The organism is Bacteroides sp. MSSM.1001136sp1_RTP21357st2_D2_RTP21359_211015 (assembly GCF_040913205.1).
GTDB lineage: Bacteria > Bacteroidota > Bacteroidia > Bacteroidales > Bacteroidaceae > Bacteroides > Bacteroides ovatus.
On record NZ_JBDFVF010000011.1, the window covers coordinates 106904 to 126055 of the forward strand.

16 protein-coding genes and 1 tRNA gene are annotated in these 19152 nt (G+C 40.4%); 8 read left to right on the forward strand and 9 right to left on the reverse strand.

Features of this window, described 5'->3' with window-relative positions:
- Window positions 1-57 precede the first annotated feature (57 nt).
- From AB5217_RS09430 to AB5217_RS09460, 7 genes are all read right to left on the reverse strand, one after another.
- Window positions 58-1977 (reverse strand): BACON domain-containing protein, encoded by a 1920-nt coding sequence (locus tag AB5217_RS09430; protein WP_032843251.1) that lies wholly within the window; start codon window positions 1975-1977, stop codon window positions 58-60.
- Between the two features lie 12 nt (window positions 1978-1989).
- On the reverse strand, window positions 1990-2958 hold the full coding sequence (locus tag AB5217_RS09435) for a phosphodiester glycosidase family protein (protein WP_004326534.1): 969 nt from the start codon (window positions 2956-2958) through the stop codon (window positions 1990-1992).
- 38 nt (window positions 2959-2996) lie between these two features.
- A complete protein-coding gene (locus AB5217_RS09440) occupies window positions 2997-4760 on the reverse strand; it encodes a RagB/SusD family nutrient uptake outer membrane protein (RefSeq protein WP_032843250.1) in 1764 nt (587 codons plus the stop codon).
- Window positions 4761-4774: 14 nt separating this feature from the next.
- Window positions 4775-8041, reverse strand: a complete 3267-nt coding sequence (locus AB5217_RS09445; RefSeq protein WP_229036791.1) for a SusC/RagA family TonB-linked outer membrane protein — start codon at window positions 8039-8041, stop codon at window positions 4775-4777.
- A gap of 438 nt (window positions 8042-8479) precedes the next feature.
- Window positions 8480-9691 (reverse strand): FecR family protein, encoded by a 1212-nt coding sequence (locus AB5217_RS09450; protein WP_004326531.1) that lies wholly within the window; start codon window positions 9689-9691, stop codon window positions 8480-8482.
- A 130-nt stretch (window positions 9692-9821) separates the two neighbouring features.
- Window positions 9822-10409, reverse strand: coding sequence for an RNA polymerase sigma factor (locus tag AB5217_RS09455; RefSeq protein ID WP_004326530.1), 588 nt, complete (start codon window positions 10407-10409; stop codon window positions 9822-9824).
- A gap of 219 nt (window positions 10410-10628) precedes the next feature.
- Window positions 10629-11999, reverse strand: coding sequence for an OmpP1/FadL family transporter (locus AB5217_RS09460; RefSeq protein ID WP_004326529.1), 1371 nt, complete (start codon window positions 11997-11999; stop codon window positions 10629-10631).
- Window positions 12000-12209: 210 nt separating this feature from the next.
- Here AB5217_RS09460 and AB5217_RS09465 point away from each other — a divergent pair, with 210 nt between their 5' ends.
- The 6 genes from AB5217_RS09465 to AB5217_RS09490 all read left to right on the forward strand — a co-directional run bounded on the left by AB5217_RS09465 (window position 12210) and on the right by AB5217_RS09490 (window position 17005).
- Complete coding sequence (locus AB5217_RS09465) at window positions 12210-13211, forward strand: 2-hydroxyacid dehydrogenase (RefSeq protein ID WP_004326528.1); 1002 nt, start codon at window positions 12210-12212, stop codon at window positions 13209-13211.
- 63 nt (window positions 13212-13274) lie between these two features.
- Complete coding sequence (locus tag AB5217_RS09470) at window positions 13275-13979, forward strand: pirin family protein (protein WP_004326527.1); 705 nt, start codon at window positions 13275-13277, stop codon at window positions 13977-13979.
- A gap of 43 nt (window positions 13980-14022) precedes the next feature.
- Window positions 14023-14670, forward strand: a complete 648-nt coding sequence (pdxH, locus tag AB5217_RS09475; RefSeq protein WP_004326526.1) for a pyridoxamine 5'-phosphate oxidase — start codon at window positions 14023-14025, stop codon at window positions 14668-14670.
- A gap of 67 nt (window positions 14671-14737) precedes the next feature.
- The gene (locus AB5217_RS09480) at window positions 14738-15469 is read left to right on the forward strand and encodes an MBL fold metallo-hydrolase (protein ID WP_004326525.1); all 732 of its coding nucleotides are present in this window, start codon (window positions 14738-14740) and stop codon (window positions 15467-15469) included.
- Between the two features lie 13 nt (window positions 15470-15482).
- The gene (locus tag AB5217_RS09485; protein ID WP_004326524.1) at window positions 15483-16613 is read left to right on the forward strand and encodes a DUF4468 domain-containing protein; all 1131 of its coding nucleotides are present in this window, start codon (window positions 15483-15485) and stop codon (window positions 16611-16613) included.
- 14 nt (window positions 16614-16627) lie between these two features.
- Window positions 16628-17005 carry a VOC family protein gene (locus AB5217_RS09490; protein ID WP_004304308.1) on the forward strand — a complete coding sequence of 126 codons (378 nt, stop codon included), beginning with the start codon at window positions 16628-16630 and terminating at the stop codon, window positions 17003-17005.
- A gap of 218 nt (window positions 17006-17223) precedes the next feature.
- On the opposite strand, the gene AB5217_RS09495 is transcribed toward AB5217_RS09490, so the two are convergent.
- Window positions 17224-17409 (reverse strand): hypothetical protein, encoded by a 186-nt coding sequence (locus AB5217_RS09495; RefSeq protein ID WP_004300779.1) that lies wholly within the window; start codon window positions 17407-17409, stop codon window positions 17224-17226.
- A 95-nt stretch (window positions 17410-17504) separates the two neighbouring features.
- Here AB5217_RS09495 and AB5217_RS09500 point away from each other — a divergent pair, with 95 nt between their 5' ends.
- The gene (locus AB5217_RS09500) at window positions 17505-18236 is read left to right on the forward strand and encodes a class I SAM-dependent methyltransferase (RefSeq protein ID WP_022200195.1); all 732 of its coding nucleotides are present in this window, start codon (window positions 17505-17507) and stop codon (window positions 18234-18236) included.
- A gap of 144 nt (window positions 18237-18380) precedes the next feature.
- Here AB5217_RS09500 and AB5217_RS09505 read toward each other — a convergent pair whose 3' ends face one another.
- Window positions 18381-18983 carry a TlpA family protein disulfide reductase gene (locus AB5217_RS09505; RefSeq protein ID WP_004300781.1) on the reverse strand — a complete coding sequence of 201 codons (603 nt, stop codon included), beginning with the start codon at window positions 18981-18983 and terminating at the stop codon, window positions 18381-18383.
- Window positions 18984-19077: 94 nt separating this feature from the next.
- Here AB5217_RS09505 and AB5217_RS09510 point away from each other — a divergent pair.
- Window positions 19078-19151: transfer RNA gene (locus AB5217_RS09510), tRNA-Thr, on the forward strand.
- Window position 19152 lies beyond the last annotated feature (1 nt).

Here is a 19152-nt window from a genome sequence, read left to right on the forward strand (position 1 = left end):
GGGCGACAGTAGCTGAATCTATCGGCACCATCGCCCTCTTCTTATAGTTATCTGAAACTATTCTTTTGTAATGTATTCAAAAGCTCCTATGTCTATTTTCTCACCCCAGATACGCTTATTGCCAATAATATCCCAAGCACTTTGAACTGCCGGATTTGAACCGGCATCAATCAAAGGCGAAGTAGACTGCAACTGATAATCACCCGAACCGGCATCCATAAAACCAGGTCCGTCGGCAGCTGCATTGCTCGCATTCAAGATGATACACCCTTCGGTTGAACTTGGCGTATTTCCACCATTATAGACAAGACCTCCCTGTATTGCATTATTTACGAAAAGGGTGCTCTTATTTACATCCAAATATCCTTGATGATTCGTACCGATTTTATGCACATTGCCCCAAATAACGGAATTATATACAGCACCGCGATTTATACGCAAGCCACTACTGCTCCCGCTACTTTCATTATTCACAATGGTCACATTATACAATCGCGTACCCTCCTGCGCATTAACAATAGAAGAAGTTGCCTTTGCCGATCCGTTATCAGCAGTCGTATTATTGCAAATCAAACAATTAATCAACGTTACATTAAAGAAAGCACCACCGGCATCTCTATAAGACTTATTATTTCTTATCATACAATTCCTTAGAATCCAACCACCCCAGAAAGCCACAGAACCTTCTCCTTGAGTAACATTTGAACCTGTAAATACGAATCCGTCCACATAGCAATGAACACCGGCAGACAAAACATTACCATATATTGAAGGCCAGGTATTGGTAGGTGCAGCGACAAGAGTAGATTTCTTGGTCATATCCCTGTCTTTCAGTTTATTTTCCGTACCATTAAATCCTCCATACGTATTAACTCCTTTCTTAAGATAAGTCCAGCTCTTCAAATGATATTCACCTTCCGCTATCCAAAGCTCCATGCTACCATAATCCGTACATGCCGCCAGCCCCTCTTCTACTGTACCGAAAGCCCTTTCCCAGCTTGTACCGTCACCAGATGCACCTGCTTTCACATAGACTATCTGATTACAAGCACGTTGTGAGATAAATAAGGTATCCGAAACATCAGTAACGTCTCCGGAATTTTTCACTACAATATATCCATTACGTTCTTCATCTCCTGTATTGGGATCTATAGCTATCTTTATCATGATATCCTGTACAATATCTCCTTCAAACGGTGGAGTTGCCAATACTTTTATCCAACTTTCGGACGCAACACAGTCATAGCCGACATTTAAGGAAACCGGCATATCTATATTTTCACCAGCCTTGACAACCAATCTGTCTTTATCAGCTTCTGTTAACGAAATAGACAACATTTTCTCTACGTTAGTCTGAATGACAGTCAGTTCAGTTTTTATAGTCTTCTCTGTATCTGTTAGTGTCACCACCTTCTTCAATTCACGACCTGTAGTATTCGGAGCAACTTTTACTTTCAAGTGGTTCTTGTCAATCTTCGTAAAAGTAAACCCATCTTCCTGTTGTACATCGGTAGTCCAGTCCTTGTCCGTTATTACATCCAAGATTGTTTCTCCGCCATTTACATTAAAATAAATTATTTTTTTCTGTAAAGTGATAAGAGAACCACGTCCATTCTGCTTGACTACAATACGAGTAGACATCTGGTCCATCAGACGGATTTCAATCCAGCCTTCACGCGGTTCCATGTTTGGATTTTCGTCTATTTCCGTAACAATGGAGTCCGGCAGCAAAGCCTGTCCACGATAACGTTGCAACTTAATCCAAGAAGCAGACGCTTCTGCAAACCATGGATAAGTAGAATGAAGCGGCAATACTTGCCGTGAAGCGGCAGGACCCGTAAAAAGGTCAGCCTGTACTTCTATTTGGGGATCTACCCTGCGCACCACATCTGTGTCGTCACACGAAACGGACAAGACAAGCGCCAGCATTCCCAATAATCCACTCAACAAATAGTGAGGACTAATATATTTTCTCATAATATTCTACTTTTAGTTATTCTTTTCAATGACTTGCAATCCATTCAATACTGCTCTCGATGGTACATCAGAAGGGGTATTCATTATTTCAAAAGAGACAGGACTTCCCGCTTGTTCCACCCTGCGCACCATCGTTGTAGAACCTCCGCCATCAAGATTCAATGCCTGATAACACCCGGCTCCCTGACATAACAGCATCATGTCTTCCAGAAGCATGCCATTGGAATATTCCGGTTGGCGTCCGTCAATCACAAACAGATATACCTTCTTATTATCTTTAGATACTCCGACAAATGTACGGGGATGAAACTGCATCGCATTATCATTAACCGTGAATTTACCAGCCAACTGTCCGTCTATAAGCAAACGTTGCCAACCGGAGAGAGCATCCCGGACATGGTCTTTCACAGCATTAAACTCTTCAACAGGCGTGATATGGGCTGTTCCGTCATCCAACAAATAAAAAGCATGGTCGGCTTCCCATCCCAGTTTAGTCCAAAGCGCAACGCCGTCTTTATAGACTAAACCACCCGGTATCCATGTATCGTCCGTTTTCGACTGCGAATAATAATCACCATTCGTTCCTAACAACACTTTTCTCCCGCTAGCCTCCGCCTTTTCCGCTTGCACTTTCACTTGTTGTTTTAGTATCCCGACTTCGGGTTTGTTATCAGGAGTGGAAACTGCAATCGTTACATTTTTAGTCAAGTCAATCTCTGCTATCAACATACGGGTAGGATGTGCACAATATGTAAAAGTAACGTCGGTTATATGAATCCCTTCATGAAGATCATAAGCAGCCTCTTTCTCTACCGACTGAATGTATGGGACATTATCTGCTATTCCTTGCATTATCGGAAGAGTAGCCCCTTTATGGGGAGCTGAATTTTCTTCATTGGAACAACTGCATGAAAGTACCATGACCATCAACAGCAATGAGGTACGTAAACTTTTAAGTATATACATATAATTGTATTTCATAGTCTTCTGTTATTCTTTAATTAAAATTGAGTCAGTAATTACTCCCATCCCGGATTTTGTGGCAACAAGTTCGGATTCAAGGAGATTTCATCCAACGGAATATTATACAAATAGTTCTTCGCCTTAAAATTCATAGAATAGGTGATTTTCTTGGCATACGGAGTAATAAACCCATCCTGGTCGAACCCGATTTGGTCCCGAATAGTCTTAATTTCATCGGTCGTATATAAATCCGGATCCATCTTAGTTCCTCTACGCACACGATTGAAAACAATTTCTCCTACATTCCAACGGCAAACATCATCCCAACGATAACCTTCCGCAAAAAGCTCGACACGACGTTCGCGACGGATTTCACGGATCAGATTTTTATTCGGTCCTTTTATATCAGGATATTTGGCCACTAAATCAGGATCTTCCAACGGATTCTCATCCAATTTGAAAGTAAAACCGGCACGGGCACGAAGCGCATTGACTGTCTTATCCAGTTCCGGATCTTCACCCAATTCAGCTCCCGCTTCAGCACGAATCAACAAGGCTTCGGCATACCGCATTACCGGAGCATCGATGCCTCCTTTATGATTTCCAACTAAAAATTCGGATGCTTTGTAAAATTTGCATATTGAATATCCTGTACAAGAAGCTCCATAAAACGTTCGCGTATCGGAGTTAGGAAGGATAGTATAGATATTAGGAGCACCGCCTTTTAGCGAACCACCGTCTTCACGATATAGATAGCGTGCATACCTGCCCGGTTCCGGAAGACAAAGGGTTTGTAACAAACGCCCGTCACGATTCTTCATTTCTGCATTATATCCCATATTGGGATGATGGCAACCACAAAGAGAAATAGGTTTCCCTGTATTCGAGCAGAGATACTCTTCAAAACAATCACGACTCATTCCCATCTCACCATTAGGAATACCACTGGAAACATTGTGTCCCTCATTGATAGCCGGGTCATACTCACGAGACAAGATAATCTCCGGATTGCCATTATAATTATCCTGAATAAAAAGATCGAAATAATTTTCGCCCGTAGCGGAAGCTTTATATAAAGAATATCCATAATCCATCAGTTCTCCGGCAGCATTATAAGCCTCTTTCAGATATTCCACATCTCCTTCCATATCACGATAGCGCCTCCAGGTTCCTTCATACAGGCAAATACGCGCTTTCAACAATAAAGCTGCATCACGACTGACCCGATATACCTTCGTTTTACGAGGCAAAAATTCAATAGCCTGGTTAATCGTCTTCAAAATAGAAGCCATCACTACTATTCGCGAATCACGTCCCTTATATAAATCTGGGTCATCTTTGTCCAATGCTGTATCATACCAGGGCACATCTCCAAAAAGACGCACTTTATTATAATAATCGAATGCTTTGAAAAATAAGATTTCACCGGCATACTTCTTCTTATCCATTTCCGAAGCCGGAGATCGCTGATAGTTCTGCAAAAAGCTATTACAGCCTCTCACCGTTGACCAATTCCAATCTGAATTGCTCGTCAATTTGGTATTCTGACCATACGTAATGCTACTACCTCCTGACACTAATATATTATCAGATTGATAATCGGCCATAATCATAGCACCCACATTCCACGACAGAGGGTCTCCATGTCCTTTAATCAGCTTTGGATAATATAAATTGCAATATTGCTCCAAGGCAGCAGCATTCGCAGTTTCCCAGAAATAATCACCGGAGATGGCATCACCGGGTTCCGTATCCAGATAATTACATCCGGACAAAAGGAGACATGAAAAACAAATAAATGAAATTATATACTGTTTCATAGTAGCTGATTATATTAAAATGTAATATTTATCCCGAATGAATAGCTTCTCATAAAAGCGTATTGCTTACCGGCATTTTCGCTTTGTAAACTTACGCCCTCACTTGTTATCTGGTCCACAATATCCGGAGTCATAAAAGGTGGTAATCCTGTCTTCTCCCACAAATTCATGCCGCTGACATAAACACGGATTTGCTCCATTTTTAACTTAGACAACCACTTCCTAGGTATATTATAACTAAGGGTAATATCCTTTAAACGGATATAAGCGGCATTCTGCAAATATTTTGTCTGTACCTGCCTGCTCCTGCCATTTCCATCTGTATTGGGACGAGGGTAATAAGCAGTCGGATTTTCATAAGTCCACGTATTATCTATATGATATTGGGTAACATTAGAGTTATATATTCCTCGGGAAAATCCCCAAAAGACATCACTTCCCGTCCACAAATCCCGTTTCATTACACCTTCGAAAATAGCACGTATATCAAAACCATGCCAACCAATTCCTCCTTGCAGATTAAAACGATAGCGCGGGGTAGAATTACCTATCACTTTCTGGTCACCCGGATTGTCCAACGTCACTTTGCCTTTATCAATAATACCATCTCCATTCAAATCTTTATAACGAATATCTCCCGGATACCATTTGCTCGAAATAAACTTCTGTAGGTAATTCATCTTCGCAGCCTCAAAATCGTCCTGAATATATCCATCTGTCACATATCCCCAGATTTCACCCAACTTCTGTCCTTTATGATACATACCGGAAGCCAACGAGCCGTTCGGATTATCATACTTGGTTATTTCTGCCTGATAATCAGACAATCCGACTGTGAGTGAGTAGTCCAACGGACTGCCTAGTACATTCTGTATCCGGTCTTTCCAAGTCATTTCCAATTCCCAGCCAACGGTTCTCATATCTGCTATATTCTCCTTACCACCGGAAGTTCCCAATACAGCAGGCAACGTTACGGAACGTACCATATCTTTCGTATCACGCACGTAAAAGTCGAACGAACCAAACAGACGGTTTTTAAACAACGACCAGTCCAACCCGATATCTTTTGTTATAACTTTCTCCCAAGTAACCATACTAGGCAGAGTAGGTATATTCAACCCATTCACAATCTTACCATCCATCATATAATTAGTAAGTACCTTACCTGAAATGATAGACATGAAAGAATGGTTACCGTCAGTAATCTGATTTCCTAAAGCACCAATAGAAGCTCTTATTTTTAGATTATCGACCACTTTGCTCAATGATTTGAAAAATTTCTCTTCAGAAATACGCCACCCTACAGAAGCGGAAGGGAAAAAAGCCCAACGGTCATGTTTGGCATATTTGGAAGAACCGTCATAACGTCCGTTCACCTCCAACAAATATTTGGAGCGATAATCGTAGTTCAACCGGAAAAAAGCACCTTGTACCCTCCATATATCAGATCCTTCTTCATTTTCTTTATAGTTGATGGCAAGATCGGATATAGGCATTTCATTATCATACAAATCTGTCATGGTATATGAAGTGGAAGCGTATGTTTTTTCTTCCTGATTGTAACCGGCCATTAAAGAAAGATTATGAACATCATTGAAAGATTTCTTATATTCAGCCCATACATTGATTGCCTGATAAATATTGTTCGAATTATAATTTCTCACATAGTTAGGCGTCTCCACTAAATAAGGGTCTCTTCCTTCCGGAAACGTCTGTGTCATTTCCTTACGATGGAACTTCTGGACAGTGGAATAACGATTCCATGAATAATCACCTTTAACGGACAAACCTTTCATCGGATGAAGGTCAAAACGTCCGGTATACCATTGGTCCCAGGTTTCTTTTTTATTGCGACCGGCAAGGGCCATCTTACCTATGATGTTATAATTTCCACCATTTAAATAAATACCTGCAAAATCACCATTCGGAAGAAAGACAGATAATGTGGGATACATACGATATACTTCATAATACCAGGTTACCGCATCCGATCCTCCATTGTCCATATATGGTTCATCATTCTTTATATTACTCATTCGAGTGGAGAAGCTCATATCCAGCCAGTCAGTAATCTTGGTATCGAAGTTGAACGACAGATTAAAACGTTTGTACGAATCATTGCCATAACGAAAAATACCGGACTGGTCTTTATAACCGATAGAAGCATAATAGTTGTTGCGTTCTGTGCCACCTGAAAGACTGGCATTATGCTGTTGCATAAAAGCAGACTTTCTATAGAACTCATCCAGCCAGTCTGTGTTTCCGACATAGGCCCACCCCGGAGTTGCGGGAGTATAGCTGGAATGCTGTATTCCTTCCGTATCGACCAGAATTGCCGGATTATGTTCCGGGTCAGCAATGTGCGCATCCAAAGCCTTCATAAACTTCTCATTAAAATAATAGCTTCCCGGAGAATCATAATCAGAAATCTTATTCCACATACGTGCCCAGACATCCGAACGGGGCATCTCCGGTAAACGGGCAGGTGAGCTCCATGAAAGGTTATTGCTATAAGTCACCCGTGTCTTCTGATTACGCTTTCCTTTTTTAGTAGTAACAAGCATCACACCGAAAGCTGCACGCGCTCCGTATACAGCAGCCGCGGAAGCATCTTTCAGAACTGAAACGCTTTCTACATCTTGCGGATTAACCAATGACAAATCGGATATTTCAACCCCATCTACTAAAATCAAAGCATTACCGCCATTCAAAGATGTATTACCACGGATATTAATCTTGGCAGCTTGATTCGGCTGGCCACTATTGAAAGTTATATTTAGATTAGGAACCATACCCTGAAGTCCTTGAGCAATATTACCAATAGGACGATTTTCAAGAATTTCACCGGAAGCAGTTGTTACGGCTCCTGTCAGATTCAGCTTTTTCTGCGTACCATAACCTACAACTACCACTTCATTCAAAGATGCCGAGCTTTCTTCAAGCATGATCTTCAAAGAATGAGTCTCACCCGACACCCAGACTTTCTTTGTGGAAAAACCAATATAGGATGCGACAAGCAGAACGCGTTTGCTATCTTTTATCTGTAGTGTAAACGAACCGGAAAGATCGGTTGTCGCTCCTTGAGTAGTACCCTGTACGGTTATATTAACTCCCGGCAACGGTTGTCCGGTAGCATCAATGACTGTTCCTTTTACAGTGTATTCTTTAAATTCTACAGGTGTTTCTGATTTTCTTTCTTCTTTTCGGGGAAGGCGGACAATAATCACTTGTCTTCCTTTTACTGTATATGTCAGTTGTCTTGGGGGCAATATTCTATTCAAAATAGATACAACTGACTCGTTTTGTGCTTTGACTGTTACTTTTTCGTTTTCTTGAAGAACATTTTCTTTAAAGAAGAAAACGTAATTACTCTTTCTTTCCAATGTTTTAAACAAAGTCTCTAAAGAAACATTCGTCAAGTTCAATGTAACATTCGTGGACTGAAGGAGCATAAATCCGTCTTCTGCCGAAACCTTCGGCAAATAAGACGTTAAAAGAATGCATAAAAGTAAAAATCGAAGCCCAATATTGGTTAAATATTTACTTTTAGCCCTTATTTGAGAGTTATTTTTCATATTTTTGTATTGTTAGATTGGTTATAACTTTGGTGAGTTATGTTCAGTTCTAATTTGAACCGGATGATATTTCGCAGATATTATCCGGTTTGTTCTTTTTAAGGGGGTATGTTTTTCATTTCTTACTTTTTAAAAGGTTATACTTCATTTTGATTTTTCAGGCGTGATGTATATCTCATCTCCTTGCCTGATTATACTTAATGGCGTAGCCAATGAGATGGATTCCAACACTTCATCAAGTGTACAGTTTAAATCAAGGCTTCCATAATATTTTTCATCTTTCAAGCTTCCTGATATTTCTATTTTTGTGTTATAATATCTCGATAGTGATTTCAAAACATCAGAGAGTTTCTGCCCGTCGAAGTTCATTGCATCATCTTTCCAGCAAATGTAATTATATACATCTACTTCATCCACTTTTACCACACCATTCTCTTTAGAGAGACGCTGGTTGGGAACCAAACGTTTTTTTTCTTTATTGTCCACTTTTACATCTACACTTCCCTGAACAAGAACAACTGCCGTTTCAGTATCTTTTGCATAATCAGTTACATTGAATGAAGTACCTAGTACGGTAACTTCCAAACGGTTCGTTTTTACCACAAAAGGGTGCGCAGCATCTTTCCGGACATCCAAATAAACCTCTCCTTGTACATTCAGTTTTCTTTTTGCCACAAAATCTGAAGAGTAAGAAATACATGATCCGGAGTTTATCCATAATGAAGAACCATCCGGAAGAATTATTTTGGAACGCTTTCCATAAGGCACTACTATCTGGTTCACCGAGACTTTATTTCCTTTGGAAGCAGCAACCAATTGTTTGTCCACTGTTACTGCACCATCTTCATCCACCCGAATTTCAGCATTATTTTTATCCAAAGTGACTGCTTGTTTACCATCTAAGATAATTTGTACTTGTCCTGAATGACTTAAAGAATCAATTATATGGACTGTAACATCGGTAGTTTCCTGTAATCCTGATCTGGATAGAACATAATAAGTTCCCAAACAGACAAACAATAAGGCTGCCACACTTGCCACGTAAGTCATAATTCTCCGGTAAGGAAATGTTTTTCTATAAGACTGTACTGGCTGTGAAGGTTGCTGTTGAAGTTTACTCATCATTTTGTTGAAGCTTTGCATCTTATATTCCCGGGAAGTAGGTTTACTATTTTCCACCACTTTCATACTGCGAACCATTGCAACAGCCAATTCTATCTTTTCTTCGCAACCGGGATGCTGAAGTTTATAGGATTCAAGATTAAATCCATTATCAGAAGAACCGTATCTTGCCCATTGGAAAAAATCATCATCCAATAAGAATTCTTCTATATCTTTATAAGTAAATTGAGCCATTTTCTGCTTTATTTTCTACTATGACAAATGAACCGATGATTTTATACTCATAGGAAATGTTTTTTTTCAAAGAAAATAATCAGCAGAATGAAAAATAACGAGAAGCATATTATAATAATCTGTAATACAATTATATAGAAATCATATAAATGAAAAATAAAATAGTAGTAGATGAAACTTCTTTCCTGAGTTTCTCCATAGAACGGGTTAAAAGATTCCTTGCTGACTGAATATTAATCTCCATTATCTCTGATATTTCTTCAAAACTCATTTCATGCACAAAGCGAAGATAAATAATCTCTTTCTGACGTCCGGTAAGCCCTTTTAAAATGTGATGAATTTCATCTGATAATCCTTGGTCTTGCGTTAAAGATAGTTGTTCATCAATCGTATAATTCAAATCAAAAGCGAAGTCATAGTCCGGCAACGGTTGAAGTTTCGCATTACGAAGTAGTTGGTTATAAATCAAATTTTTTAATGCTCGAAACAGAAAAGGGCGCAATCTCGTATTATCCTCAAGAATTATCTTTTTCTGATAAAGCTTCAAAAACAAATCTTGAATCAGGTCTTCTACCATTTCATTATCTCCCCCAACTCTACGACCATAAGTTAACAAATCATCAAGAAACAGACAATACAATTGGGAAAATGCATTTTCATTTCCATCCAAAAATTGTATCCATAAACTTATTATGTGCTTTTGATCGTCGAGAGTCATAAACTGGGTTTTTAAGTCAAGTCCTAAAAACTAAACTACATTTCTTCGTATCTCGTTTAATGCTAACTTGGGACAATATTCGCAAAATATCCTGAGATACGCAAACTTTCTAGATTAAAAGATTATTTTATGGTATAAAAAAGAAAAGGGGGACAGCATTTGAAATGCTATCTCCCCCTATCATTATTAACTTGGTTTTTCTATAAAGATCGAATCTATTTAAAATCTGTAGTCAATGCTAAGACCAAATACTTTGTTGGTACGACTATATACATTGGTACCACGTAATCCTGTACCATTATAATTTGAGAATTCTTTCTTATAATCTTCGTAAGTAGTCCACATATAACCCACATTCAAAGCTGCTCTCTCACTCAATTTCACCTTCGCCCCGAAGCCTAATGTATAGGAATCGCAAGAAAAACTGGTATCGCTCTGAAAGTTATCGGACAATCCGTAATCCGTAATTTGTCCACCACAACTTAACGACAATTGTTTGGTCACATCCCATTCAATACCTGCCAGATATTCGTTAGTCCCCTTAGTCAAAAACTTCTGCTTGCCATCTGCCATACCTGCTTTCTTATCATCATAAAAGTGATATTCTACAGATGCACGCAGTACTGGAAGAAACTCATAAGCCACTGCTACCGAAAGCATGGAAGGAATATCATTCGGAGTATTGACACCGTTTTTATAGTTGCCTATCAAAGCTTCAGCTTCGGCAGGATAGTCCAATTTATGAGTTTTATTTTCAATATTCATGTTAGCCTTGAACTCATACTTAGCTCCAATGTTCAACTTGTTCCATTTTACATCCACGCCTATCACCGGAGTTAATCCCCAACCTGTCTGGTCACAGTCCAAAGCCAAATTCATTAAGTCTGTATCTCCCACTTTAGCATCCAGGAATCCCTCATAACCTCCTGAAAAATAATTCATACGGGCACCGGCAAAAGCCGAAAGCCAATCAGTTATTTTATAAGATAAACCCAACTGCAAGGAATAGATGTATTGTCTGCCATCCATAGCACTATTGATGATATATTTGTCCGGAGTCATTATCGGCCCTCCTTGCGCTACTCCATCCAAACTCTTTTGGAATATTTTTGCCATAGCAGCCGACTCAAATATAGGTAGACCGTCATCAAATGAAGCCTTTCCACCTCCGGCAGTTATAGCGAAGAAGCCGGAAATAGTCCAATCTCCCTTCTTATATGCGGCAAACACACTGGGAATAACCGGTGCGGCAGCTTTTCCTTTATAATACTTACTATAAGGCTGGTCGGAAACGGTAGGGACAGGAGCGGCAGGATTTGATAAATCAAGACCACTATATGTCATAAAGCTAGCATCAATATTTCTCGTCTGAAAGGCACTCTGAATACTCAATCCCATATGGAAACCATCGTTTGGCAAAAAAGCCAAACCGGCAGGATTGGACAAAGCTCCGTCTATTTCAAAGGTAGCACCACGAGATAGCATACGAAGAAAAGCAGCGTGTTGATTAGTATTTGTCAGAAGACCTCCGGCAAAAGTTGGAATTGAAACGATTAGCATTACAAATCCAATCAAGGAAATTTTTCTCATCTAAATCTTTTTTTAATTATTTCGGGCGCAAAGATACGATATTATTGCACACGAGAGATACGTTTGTGCATTTATTTTCGTTTTGCCTCCTATTTTAATTGAAAAAGTAAACTGTTTCTAATGAAACAATCCATATTTATACCCCCAAAAAGGATAAACAATTCACCCTATTTTAGCGTTTACTAGTAAGCAATAAAAACTGAAAATATTATGGCCTATACAATCGCATTTTTCGGCACAAAGCCTTATGACGAGTCCTCTTTCAATGATAAAAACAAAGAGTTTGGATTTGAAATACGCTATTACAAAGGACATCTGAATAAAAACAACGTACTTCTGACACAAGGAGTGGATGCAGTCTGCATCTTTGTGAACGACGTTGCCGACGCAGAAGTAATCCATGTGATGGCGGCAAACGGAGTGAAACTACTGGCATTACGCTGTGCCGGATTTAATAATGTAGATTTAAATGCTGCCGCCGCTGCCGGAATCACCGTAGTGCGGGTTCCCGCCTATTCTCCCTATGCTGTTGCAGAATACACGGTAGCACTTATGCTATCGCTAAACCGCAAAATACCCCGCGCCTCCTGGCGTACCAAAGACGGTAATTTCTCCCTGCACGGTCTGATGGGATTCGATATGCACGGGAAAACAGCAGGTATCATCGGCACAGGAAAAATAGCGAAAATACTGATTCACATCTTAAAAGGGTTCGGAATGAACGTACTGGCTTATGACCTCTATCCGGACTACAACTTCGCCCGTCAAGAACAAATTGTTTATACTTCACTAGACGAATTATACCACAATTCGGATATTATCTCCTTACACTGTCCGCTCACTGAAGAGACCAAATACCTGATAAACGACTACTCTATCAGCAAAATGAAAGACGGAGTAATGATTATCAATACCGGTCGCGGACAACTGATTCATACCAATGCGCTGATTGAAGGACTGAAGAACAAGAAAATAGGTTCCGCAGGACTGGACGTATACGAGGAAGAAAGTGAATACTTCTACGAAGATCAATCCGACCGTATTATCGACGATGATGTACTCGCCCGCTTACTTTCATTCAACAATGTTATCGTCACTTCTCATCAAGCTTTTTTCACACATGAAGCGATGGAGAATATTGCTGCGACCACCCTGCAAAACATAAAAGATTTTATCAATCACAAGCCTTTATTAAATGAAGTGAAGAAATAAAACTTTTAAGCCGCTTTCTTTGTTTATCAAATATATAAACAAATAAGAGAAAGGACAGTTTTTATGAAAAAAGTAATACATAAAGCAGATACAAGAGGGCATTCCCAGTATGATTGGCTGGATAGTTATCACACTTTCAGTTTTGACGAGTACTTCGACTCCAATCGTATCAATTTTGGTGCTCTTCGCGTATTGAATGATGATAAGGTTGCGCCCGGACAAGGTTTTCAGACTCACCCGCATAAGAATATGGAAATCATTTCCATTCCTCTGAAAGGACATCTGCAACATGGAGACAGCAAGAAGAACAGCCGCATTATTACTGTCGGAGAAATTCAGACAATGAGTGCGGGAACAGGAATCTTCCATAGTGAAGTTAATGCAAGTCCGGTAGAACCGGTGGAATTCCTGCAGATTTGGATTATGCCGAGAGAACGGAACACCCGTCCTGTTTATCAGGATTTCAGCATTGCAGAACTGGAGCGTCCGAACGAACTGGCAGTCATCGTATCTCCCGACGGTAGCACACCTGCTTCCCTTTTGCAAGATACCTGGTTCTCCATCGGCAAAGTAGAAGCCGGAAGGAAATTAGGTTATCACATGCATCAAAGCCATGCAGGCGTCTATATCTTCCTCATTGAAGGAGAAATAGTAGTAGACGGTGAAGTGTTGAAACGTCGTGACGGCATGGGTGTTTATGATACGAACAGCGTTGAACTGGAGACATTGAAAGACTCACATATTCTATTAATAGAAGTACCTATGTGATATCATCATTAAAAATAATAAACTAAAGCTGCCAGATAATCTTATGGCGAAATTAAACATAGCAGATATCCGACAGGAATATACGAAAGGCGGGTTGCGGGAAAGTGAACTTCCCGGCGACCCGCTTTCGCTTTTCAGTCGTTGGCTGCAAGAAGCGATTGACGCAGAGGTGGACGAACCGACTGCGGTCATTGTAGGAACTGTATCCCCCGAAGGGAGACCGTCCACACGTACAGTATTGTTAAAAGGACTCCATGATGGAAAATTTGTCTTTTATACCAATTACGAAAGCCGCAAAGGCAGACAATTAGCACAAAACCCATCCATCTCCCTCTCTTTTGTCTGGCACGCCCTCGAAAGACAAATACATATAGAAGGGATAGCGACGAAAGTTTCACCGGAAGAATCGGATGAATACTTCCGGAAACGTCCTTATAAAAGCCGGATTGGCGCACGAATTTCTCCACAAAGTCAACCGATAGCAAGCAGAATGCAATTGATACGATCCTTCGTCAGAGAAGCTGCCCGATGGATTGGAAAAGAAGTGGAGAGACCTGATAATTGGGGCGGATATGCCGTTACCCCTACAAGGATTGAATTCTGGCAAGGACGCCCCAACCGTCTGCATGACCGTTTTCTATATACTCTGCAACCGGACGGTGAATGGAAAATCAGTCGTCTTGCTCCTTGATTTCGTCGATTTTTCTTGGCAACTCCAACGAGAATACGTAATATTGCAACTATAAAATAGTCAGCTTATGACACTGGATTATATTTATCACAGCGGTTTCGCCATCGAAATGGAAGGTGTAACCGTTATCATCGATTACTACAAAGATTCTTCCGAAACGGAACACAACCGGGGAATCGTGCATGATTATCTCCTGCAAAGGCCGGGTAAACTGTACGTATTGGCTACTCATTTCCATCCCGATCACTTTAACCGTGAAATATTGACTTGGAAAGAGCAACGCCCCGACATTCAATACATCTTCTCCAAAGATATTCTGAAGTCCCATCGTGCCAAAGCCGAAGATGCTTTCTATATTAAAAAAGGAGAAACCTACGAAGACGACACGATCCGCATCGACGCCTTCGGATCGACAGATATCGGCAGTTCGTTCCTTCTTCACTTACAAGATTGGAGTATCTTCCATGCCGGCGACTTGAACAACTGGCACTGGAGTGAAGAATCGACCGAAGAAGAGATACGAAAAGCCAATGGTGATTTTCTTGCAGAAGTTAAATATTTAAAAGAAAAAGTGCCTAACATCGATCTAGTGCTATTCCCGGTGGATCGGAGAATGGGAAAAGATTACATGAAAGGGGCAAAACAGTTCATCGAACAAATAAAAACTACTATATTTGTGCCCATGCACTTCAGTGAAGATTATGAGGGGGGAAATGCGCTTCGTAGTTTTGCTGAAAATGCCGGATGCCGTTTTATCAGCATCACCCATCGGGGCGAAAGTTTTGAGATTACCAAATAAACACATGATAATTATGAATAAATTTACGATTCTGTTTCTTACCCTGTTCCTTGCATTGCCGATGGCGATGAAGGCAGATTCTGCAAAAGAGAAGAAAGATGACACCAGGTACCTTGTAGGAGCTGTTCCTGAAGTAGATGGTAAAGTAGTATTTTCCAAAGAGTTCCAGATTCCCGGAATGAGTCAGGCACAAATCTACGACACAATGACAAAGTGGATGGACGAACGTCTGAAAGAAAATAAAAATATTGATAGCCGCATTGTTTTCTCTGACGAAGCAAAGGGAACAATTGCCGGTGTTGGAGAAGAATGGATTGTTTTCAGTTCCAGTGCTCTGTCATTAGACCGTACACTGGTCAACTATCAGATTACCGTTACCTGTAAACCCGGCAACTGCCTAGTAGAGCTTGAGAAAATCCGTTTCACTTATCGCGAAACAGAGAAATACAAAGCGGAAGAATGGATTACTGATAAATATGCGCTCAATAAAGCAAAGACCAAATTAGTGCGCGGCCTGGCTAAATGGCGTAGAAAAACTGTAGACTTCGCAGATGATATGTTTATGGATGTAGCAGTAGCTTTCGGAGCACCTGATACTCGTCCGAAGACAGAGAAAAAGAAGAAAGAAGAAGAGCAACAAAAACCATCTGTTGTGGCCGCTGCCGGCCCGATCGTTATCGGTCAGGGAGGTAAAGTTACCACTACCGAATCTGCTCAAACCACCATTCCTGCGGCTACTTTGACTCCTGCCACTCCGGCTACCAAAGTTGCATCCGATGCATCCGGTTATACAGAAATTGATTTGAAACAAATTCCGGGCGAAGTATATGCCTTAATGGGAAGTGGTAAATTAGTAATCAGTATTGGAAAAGATGAGTTCAACATGACCAATATGACTGCAAATGCAGGTGGTGCATTAGGTTATCAATCAGGAAAAGCTGTTGCATATTGCACACTTTCACCCGACCAACCTTATGATGCTATAGAAAAGGCAGACAGCTATACACTGAAATTGTATGCTCCGAACCAGACAACTCCTTCAGCTGTTATCGAATGTAAGAAAATGCCTTCACAGACAACTCCGCAAGCCGGACAACCCCGTACCTATGTTGGAGAAATTGTGAAACTCTTAATGAAAAAATAAGGAAAATTGCAACAATGGAAATAAAAAGTAAATTTGACCATTTTAATATCAACGTTACAAACCTGGAGCGGAGTATCGCTTTTTATGAGAAAGCACTCGGCTTAAAAGAACATCATCGGAAAGAAGCATCCGACGGTTCATTCACACTGGTTTACCTGACAGATAATGAAACTGGTTTCCTATTGGAATTGACATGGCTCAAAGATCATACTGCTCCATACGAACTGGGGGAAAACGAAAGTCACCTATGTTTTCGTGTAGCCGGTGATTACGATGCAATCAGGGCCTATCACAAAGAAATGAATTGTGTATGTTTTGAGAACACTGCCATGGGGCTTTATTTCATTAATGACCCGGATGATTACTGGATTGAAATACTTCCACAGAAGTGATTTTACATAAAAAGTGGGGGCAGGATAATTATCCTGCCCCCACTTTTTATGTAGAATATATGATCTATCAAACACATAGTATATATACCTAAAACAACAAATACTATAAATATGTATCCGAAAATAAACACCACCTTGCCAGTTGCTTAATCAGAAAAAAGCCACTCCTCAATGATTAAAAGGCAACCGGACTGATGATCCGTTTATTGCTACAGCCTTTATTTTTTATGTCGGCTAGCTCTTTTCTTCCGGATATCTGCTTTCATCTTCGCTGCACCCGAACCATGTTGTCCACGAATATACGTCGCTTTTTTCGCTTTCGTTTTCACCTTTTCCTCTTCTTTGGGCTTATCTTTCTTACCTTTAAAAACGATACCACCCATGATTGCTTCTTCTATACTCATATAATCATTTATTAGTATTCAACATTTCCGATGGCAAAGATAACCCTTTTCTACGGATTTATTTATCTTTGCAAAGTTAACAATCGTAACCACCAATGGCAACAACAATTCTTTCTGCAGAAAAGGACCCGATGGGAGCCGCTATTTCTGACTATTTCAACCATCATAGAGCTGATCGTTTGCGGGTATTTTCTTCTCAATTCGAAGAAGATGAAATTCCCGTCAAAGAACTGTTTCGTAGTATACAGTCTATGCCTATACTAGAGCGTACCGCCCTGCAAATGGCTACTGGACGGATTTTGGATGTAGGTGCCGGAAGTGGTTGCCATGCGCTGGCACTTCAGGAAATGGGAAAAGACGTATGCGCCATTGATATTTCTCCCTTATCTGTCGAAGTAATGAAACAACGCGGAGTGAACGATCCCCGCCTCATCAACCTTTTTGATGAAACATTTTCCGAAACATTCGATACAATCCTAATGCTCATGAATGGTTCCGGAATCATCGGACGGCTGAATAATATGCCCGAATTTTTCCAACGGATGAAACGTATTCTCCACCCCGGTGGATGCATATTTATGGATTCCAGTGATTTGCGTTATCTTTTTGAAGAGGAAGACGGTAGCATAGTCATCGATCTGGCCGGAGATTACTACGGAGAGATCGACTTCCAAATGCAATATAAAGATGTAAAAGGAGACACATTCGACTGGTTATATGTAGATTTCCAGACTCTTAGCTTATATGCTTCCGAATGTGGTTTTAAGGCAGAATTGATAAAAGAAGGAAAGCATTACGATTACCTGGTCAAACTTAGCATTGCTTGAAAATGCATCTTCATATAGTGACGGTATACACTCCGGATAGCGTCACTATATAACCAAAATAGTAACGCCATCACATCAGGATAGCGTTACTATTTTTATATACTCATATATGTTCCGTTGGAAACATCTGATGAAGGCTCTCTTTTATTTCAGCATTTCATTAATTGCCTGCACAAGAGAAGCAAACTCTTCCTCATTATATAAACGAGTCAGCTTTACAATTTTCCCTTCCTTATCAATCAACACGTTTCTCGTTATTCCAGATTCACGTAATGCATACTTCGCAAAGATATCAGCTCCCGGATCCAGTCCTAACGGATAAGTGACTCCGGTAGATTTTGCAAAAGCCAGTACTTTGTCAAGCGGTTCGTCACGGTCAATGCCAATCAGAGCAAAGTCTGCATTATTTTTATGCTTCAACCAAATATCCTTCTCGATAAACGGCATTTCTTTACGGCAAACCCCACACCAGCTTGCAGTGAACTGCAACATGACAACTTTACCACGAAGGGAAGATAAACTCACTTGCTTCCCATCTGTCAAGGTAATTGTGAAATCCGGAGCCATCTCTCCTACCCGAACAATATATCCTGTACTATCTGCCTGAACTGATTTTGCATCCGCAGTTACTTCTACACTATCTGTTGCAACTTCAACATTCGCCGTTCCTTTCTTCTGTCCGGAACAAGCCCATATACCTATGGCTAAAAGCGCCACACTACATACATTCATAATTTTCATTTTCATCTAATCATTGGTAACTTTGCAAATATAAAAAAAGTATGCGATGTATTTGCATTTTTAAAAGAAATTCATACCTTTGCACCCGCAAAAGAAAAACGCCTCTTTAGCTCAGTTGGCCAGAGCACGTGATTTGTAATCTCGGGGTCGTTGGTTCGAATCCGACAAGAGGCTC

Bases quoted from the DNA above. Each gene is read 5' to 3' on its own strand.
- AB5217_RS09435 (WP_004326534.1), bottom strand. From the start codon at position 2,958: ATGAAATACAATTATATGTATATACTTAAAAGTTTACGTACCTCATTG.
- AB5217_RS09455 (WP_004326530.1), bottom strand. From the start codon at position 10,409: ATGACTCTCGACGATCAAAAGCACATAATAAGTTTATGGATACAATTT.
- pdxH (WP_004326526.1), top strand. From the start codon at position 14,023: ATGGCGAAATTAAACATAGCAGATATCCGACAGGAATATACGAAAGGC.
- AB5217_RS09430 (WP_032843251.1), bottom strand. From the start codon at position 1,977: ATGAGAAAATATATTAGTCCTCACTATTTGTTGAGTGGATTATTGGGA.
- AB5217_RS09450 (WP_004326531.1), bottom strand. From the start codon at position 9,691: ATGGCTCAATTTACTTATAAAGATATAGAAGAATTCTTATTGGATGAT.
- AB5217_RS09505 (WP_004300781.1), bottom strand. From the start codon at position 18,983: ATGAAAATGAAAATTATGAATGTATGTAGTGTGGCGCTTTTAGCCATA.
- AB5217_RS09440 (WP_032843250.1), bottom strand. From the start codon at position 4,760: ATGAAACAGTATATAATTTCATTTATTTGTTTTTCATGTCTCCTTTTG.
- AB5217_RS09460 (WP_004326529.1), bottom strand. From the start codon at position 11,999: ATGAGAAAAATTTCCTTGATTGGATTTGTAATGCTAATCGTTTCAATT.
- AB5217_RS09490 (WP_004304308.1), top strand. From the start codon at position 16,628: ATGGAAATAAAAAGTAAATTTGACCATTTTAATATCAACGTTACAAAC.
- AB5217_RS09465 (WP_004326528.1), top strand. From the start codon at position 12,210: ATGGCCTATACAATCGCATTTTTCGGCACAAAGCCTTATGACGAGTCC.
- AB5217_RS09500 (WP_022200195.1), top strand. From the start codon at position 17,505: ATGGCAACAACAATTCTTTCTGCAGAAAAGGACCCGATGGGAGCCGCT.
- AB5217_RS09485 (WP_004326524.1), top strand. From the start codon at position 15,483: ATGAATAAATTTACGATTCTGTTTCTTACCCTGTTCCTTGCATTGCCG.
- AB5217_RS09480 (WP_004326525.1), top strand. From the start codon at position 14,738: ATGACACTGGATTATATTTATCACAGCGGTTTCGCCATCGAAATGGAA.
- AB5217_RS09495 (WP_004300779.1), bottom strand. From the start codon at position 17,409: ATGAGTATAGAAGAAGCAATCATGGGTGGTATCGTTTTTAAAGGTAAG.
- AB5217_RS09470 (WP_004326527.1), top strand. From the start codon at position 13,275: ATGAAAAAAGTAATACATAAAGCAGATACAAGAGGGCATTCCCAGTAT.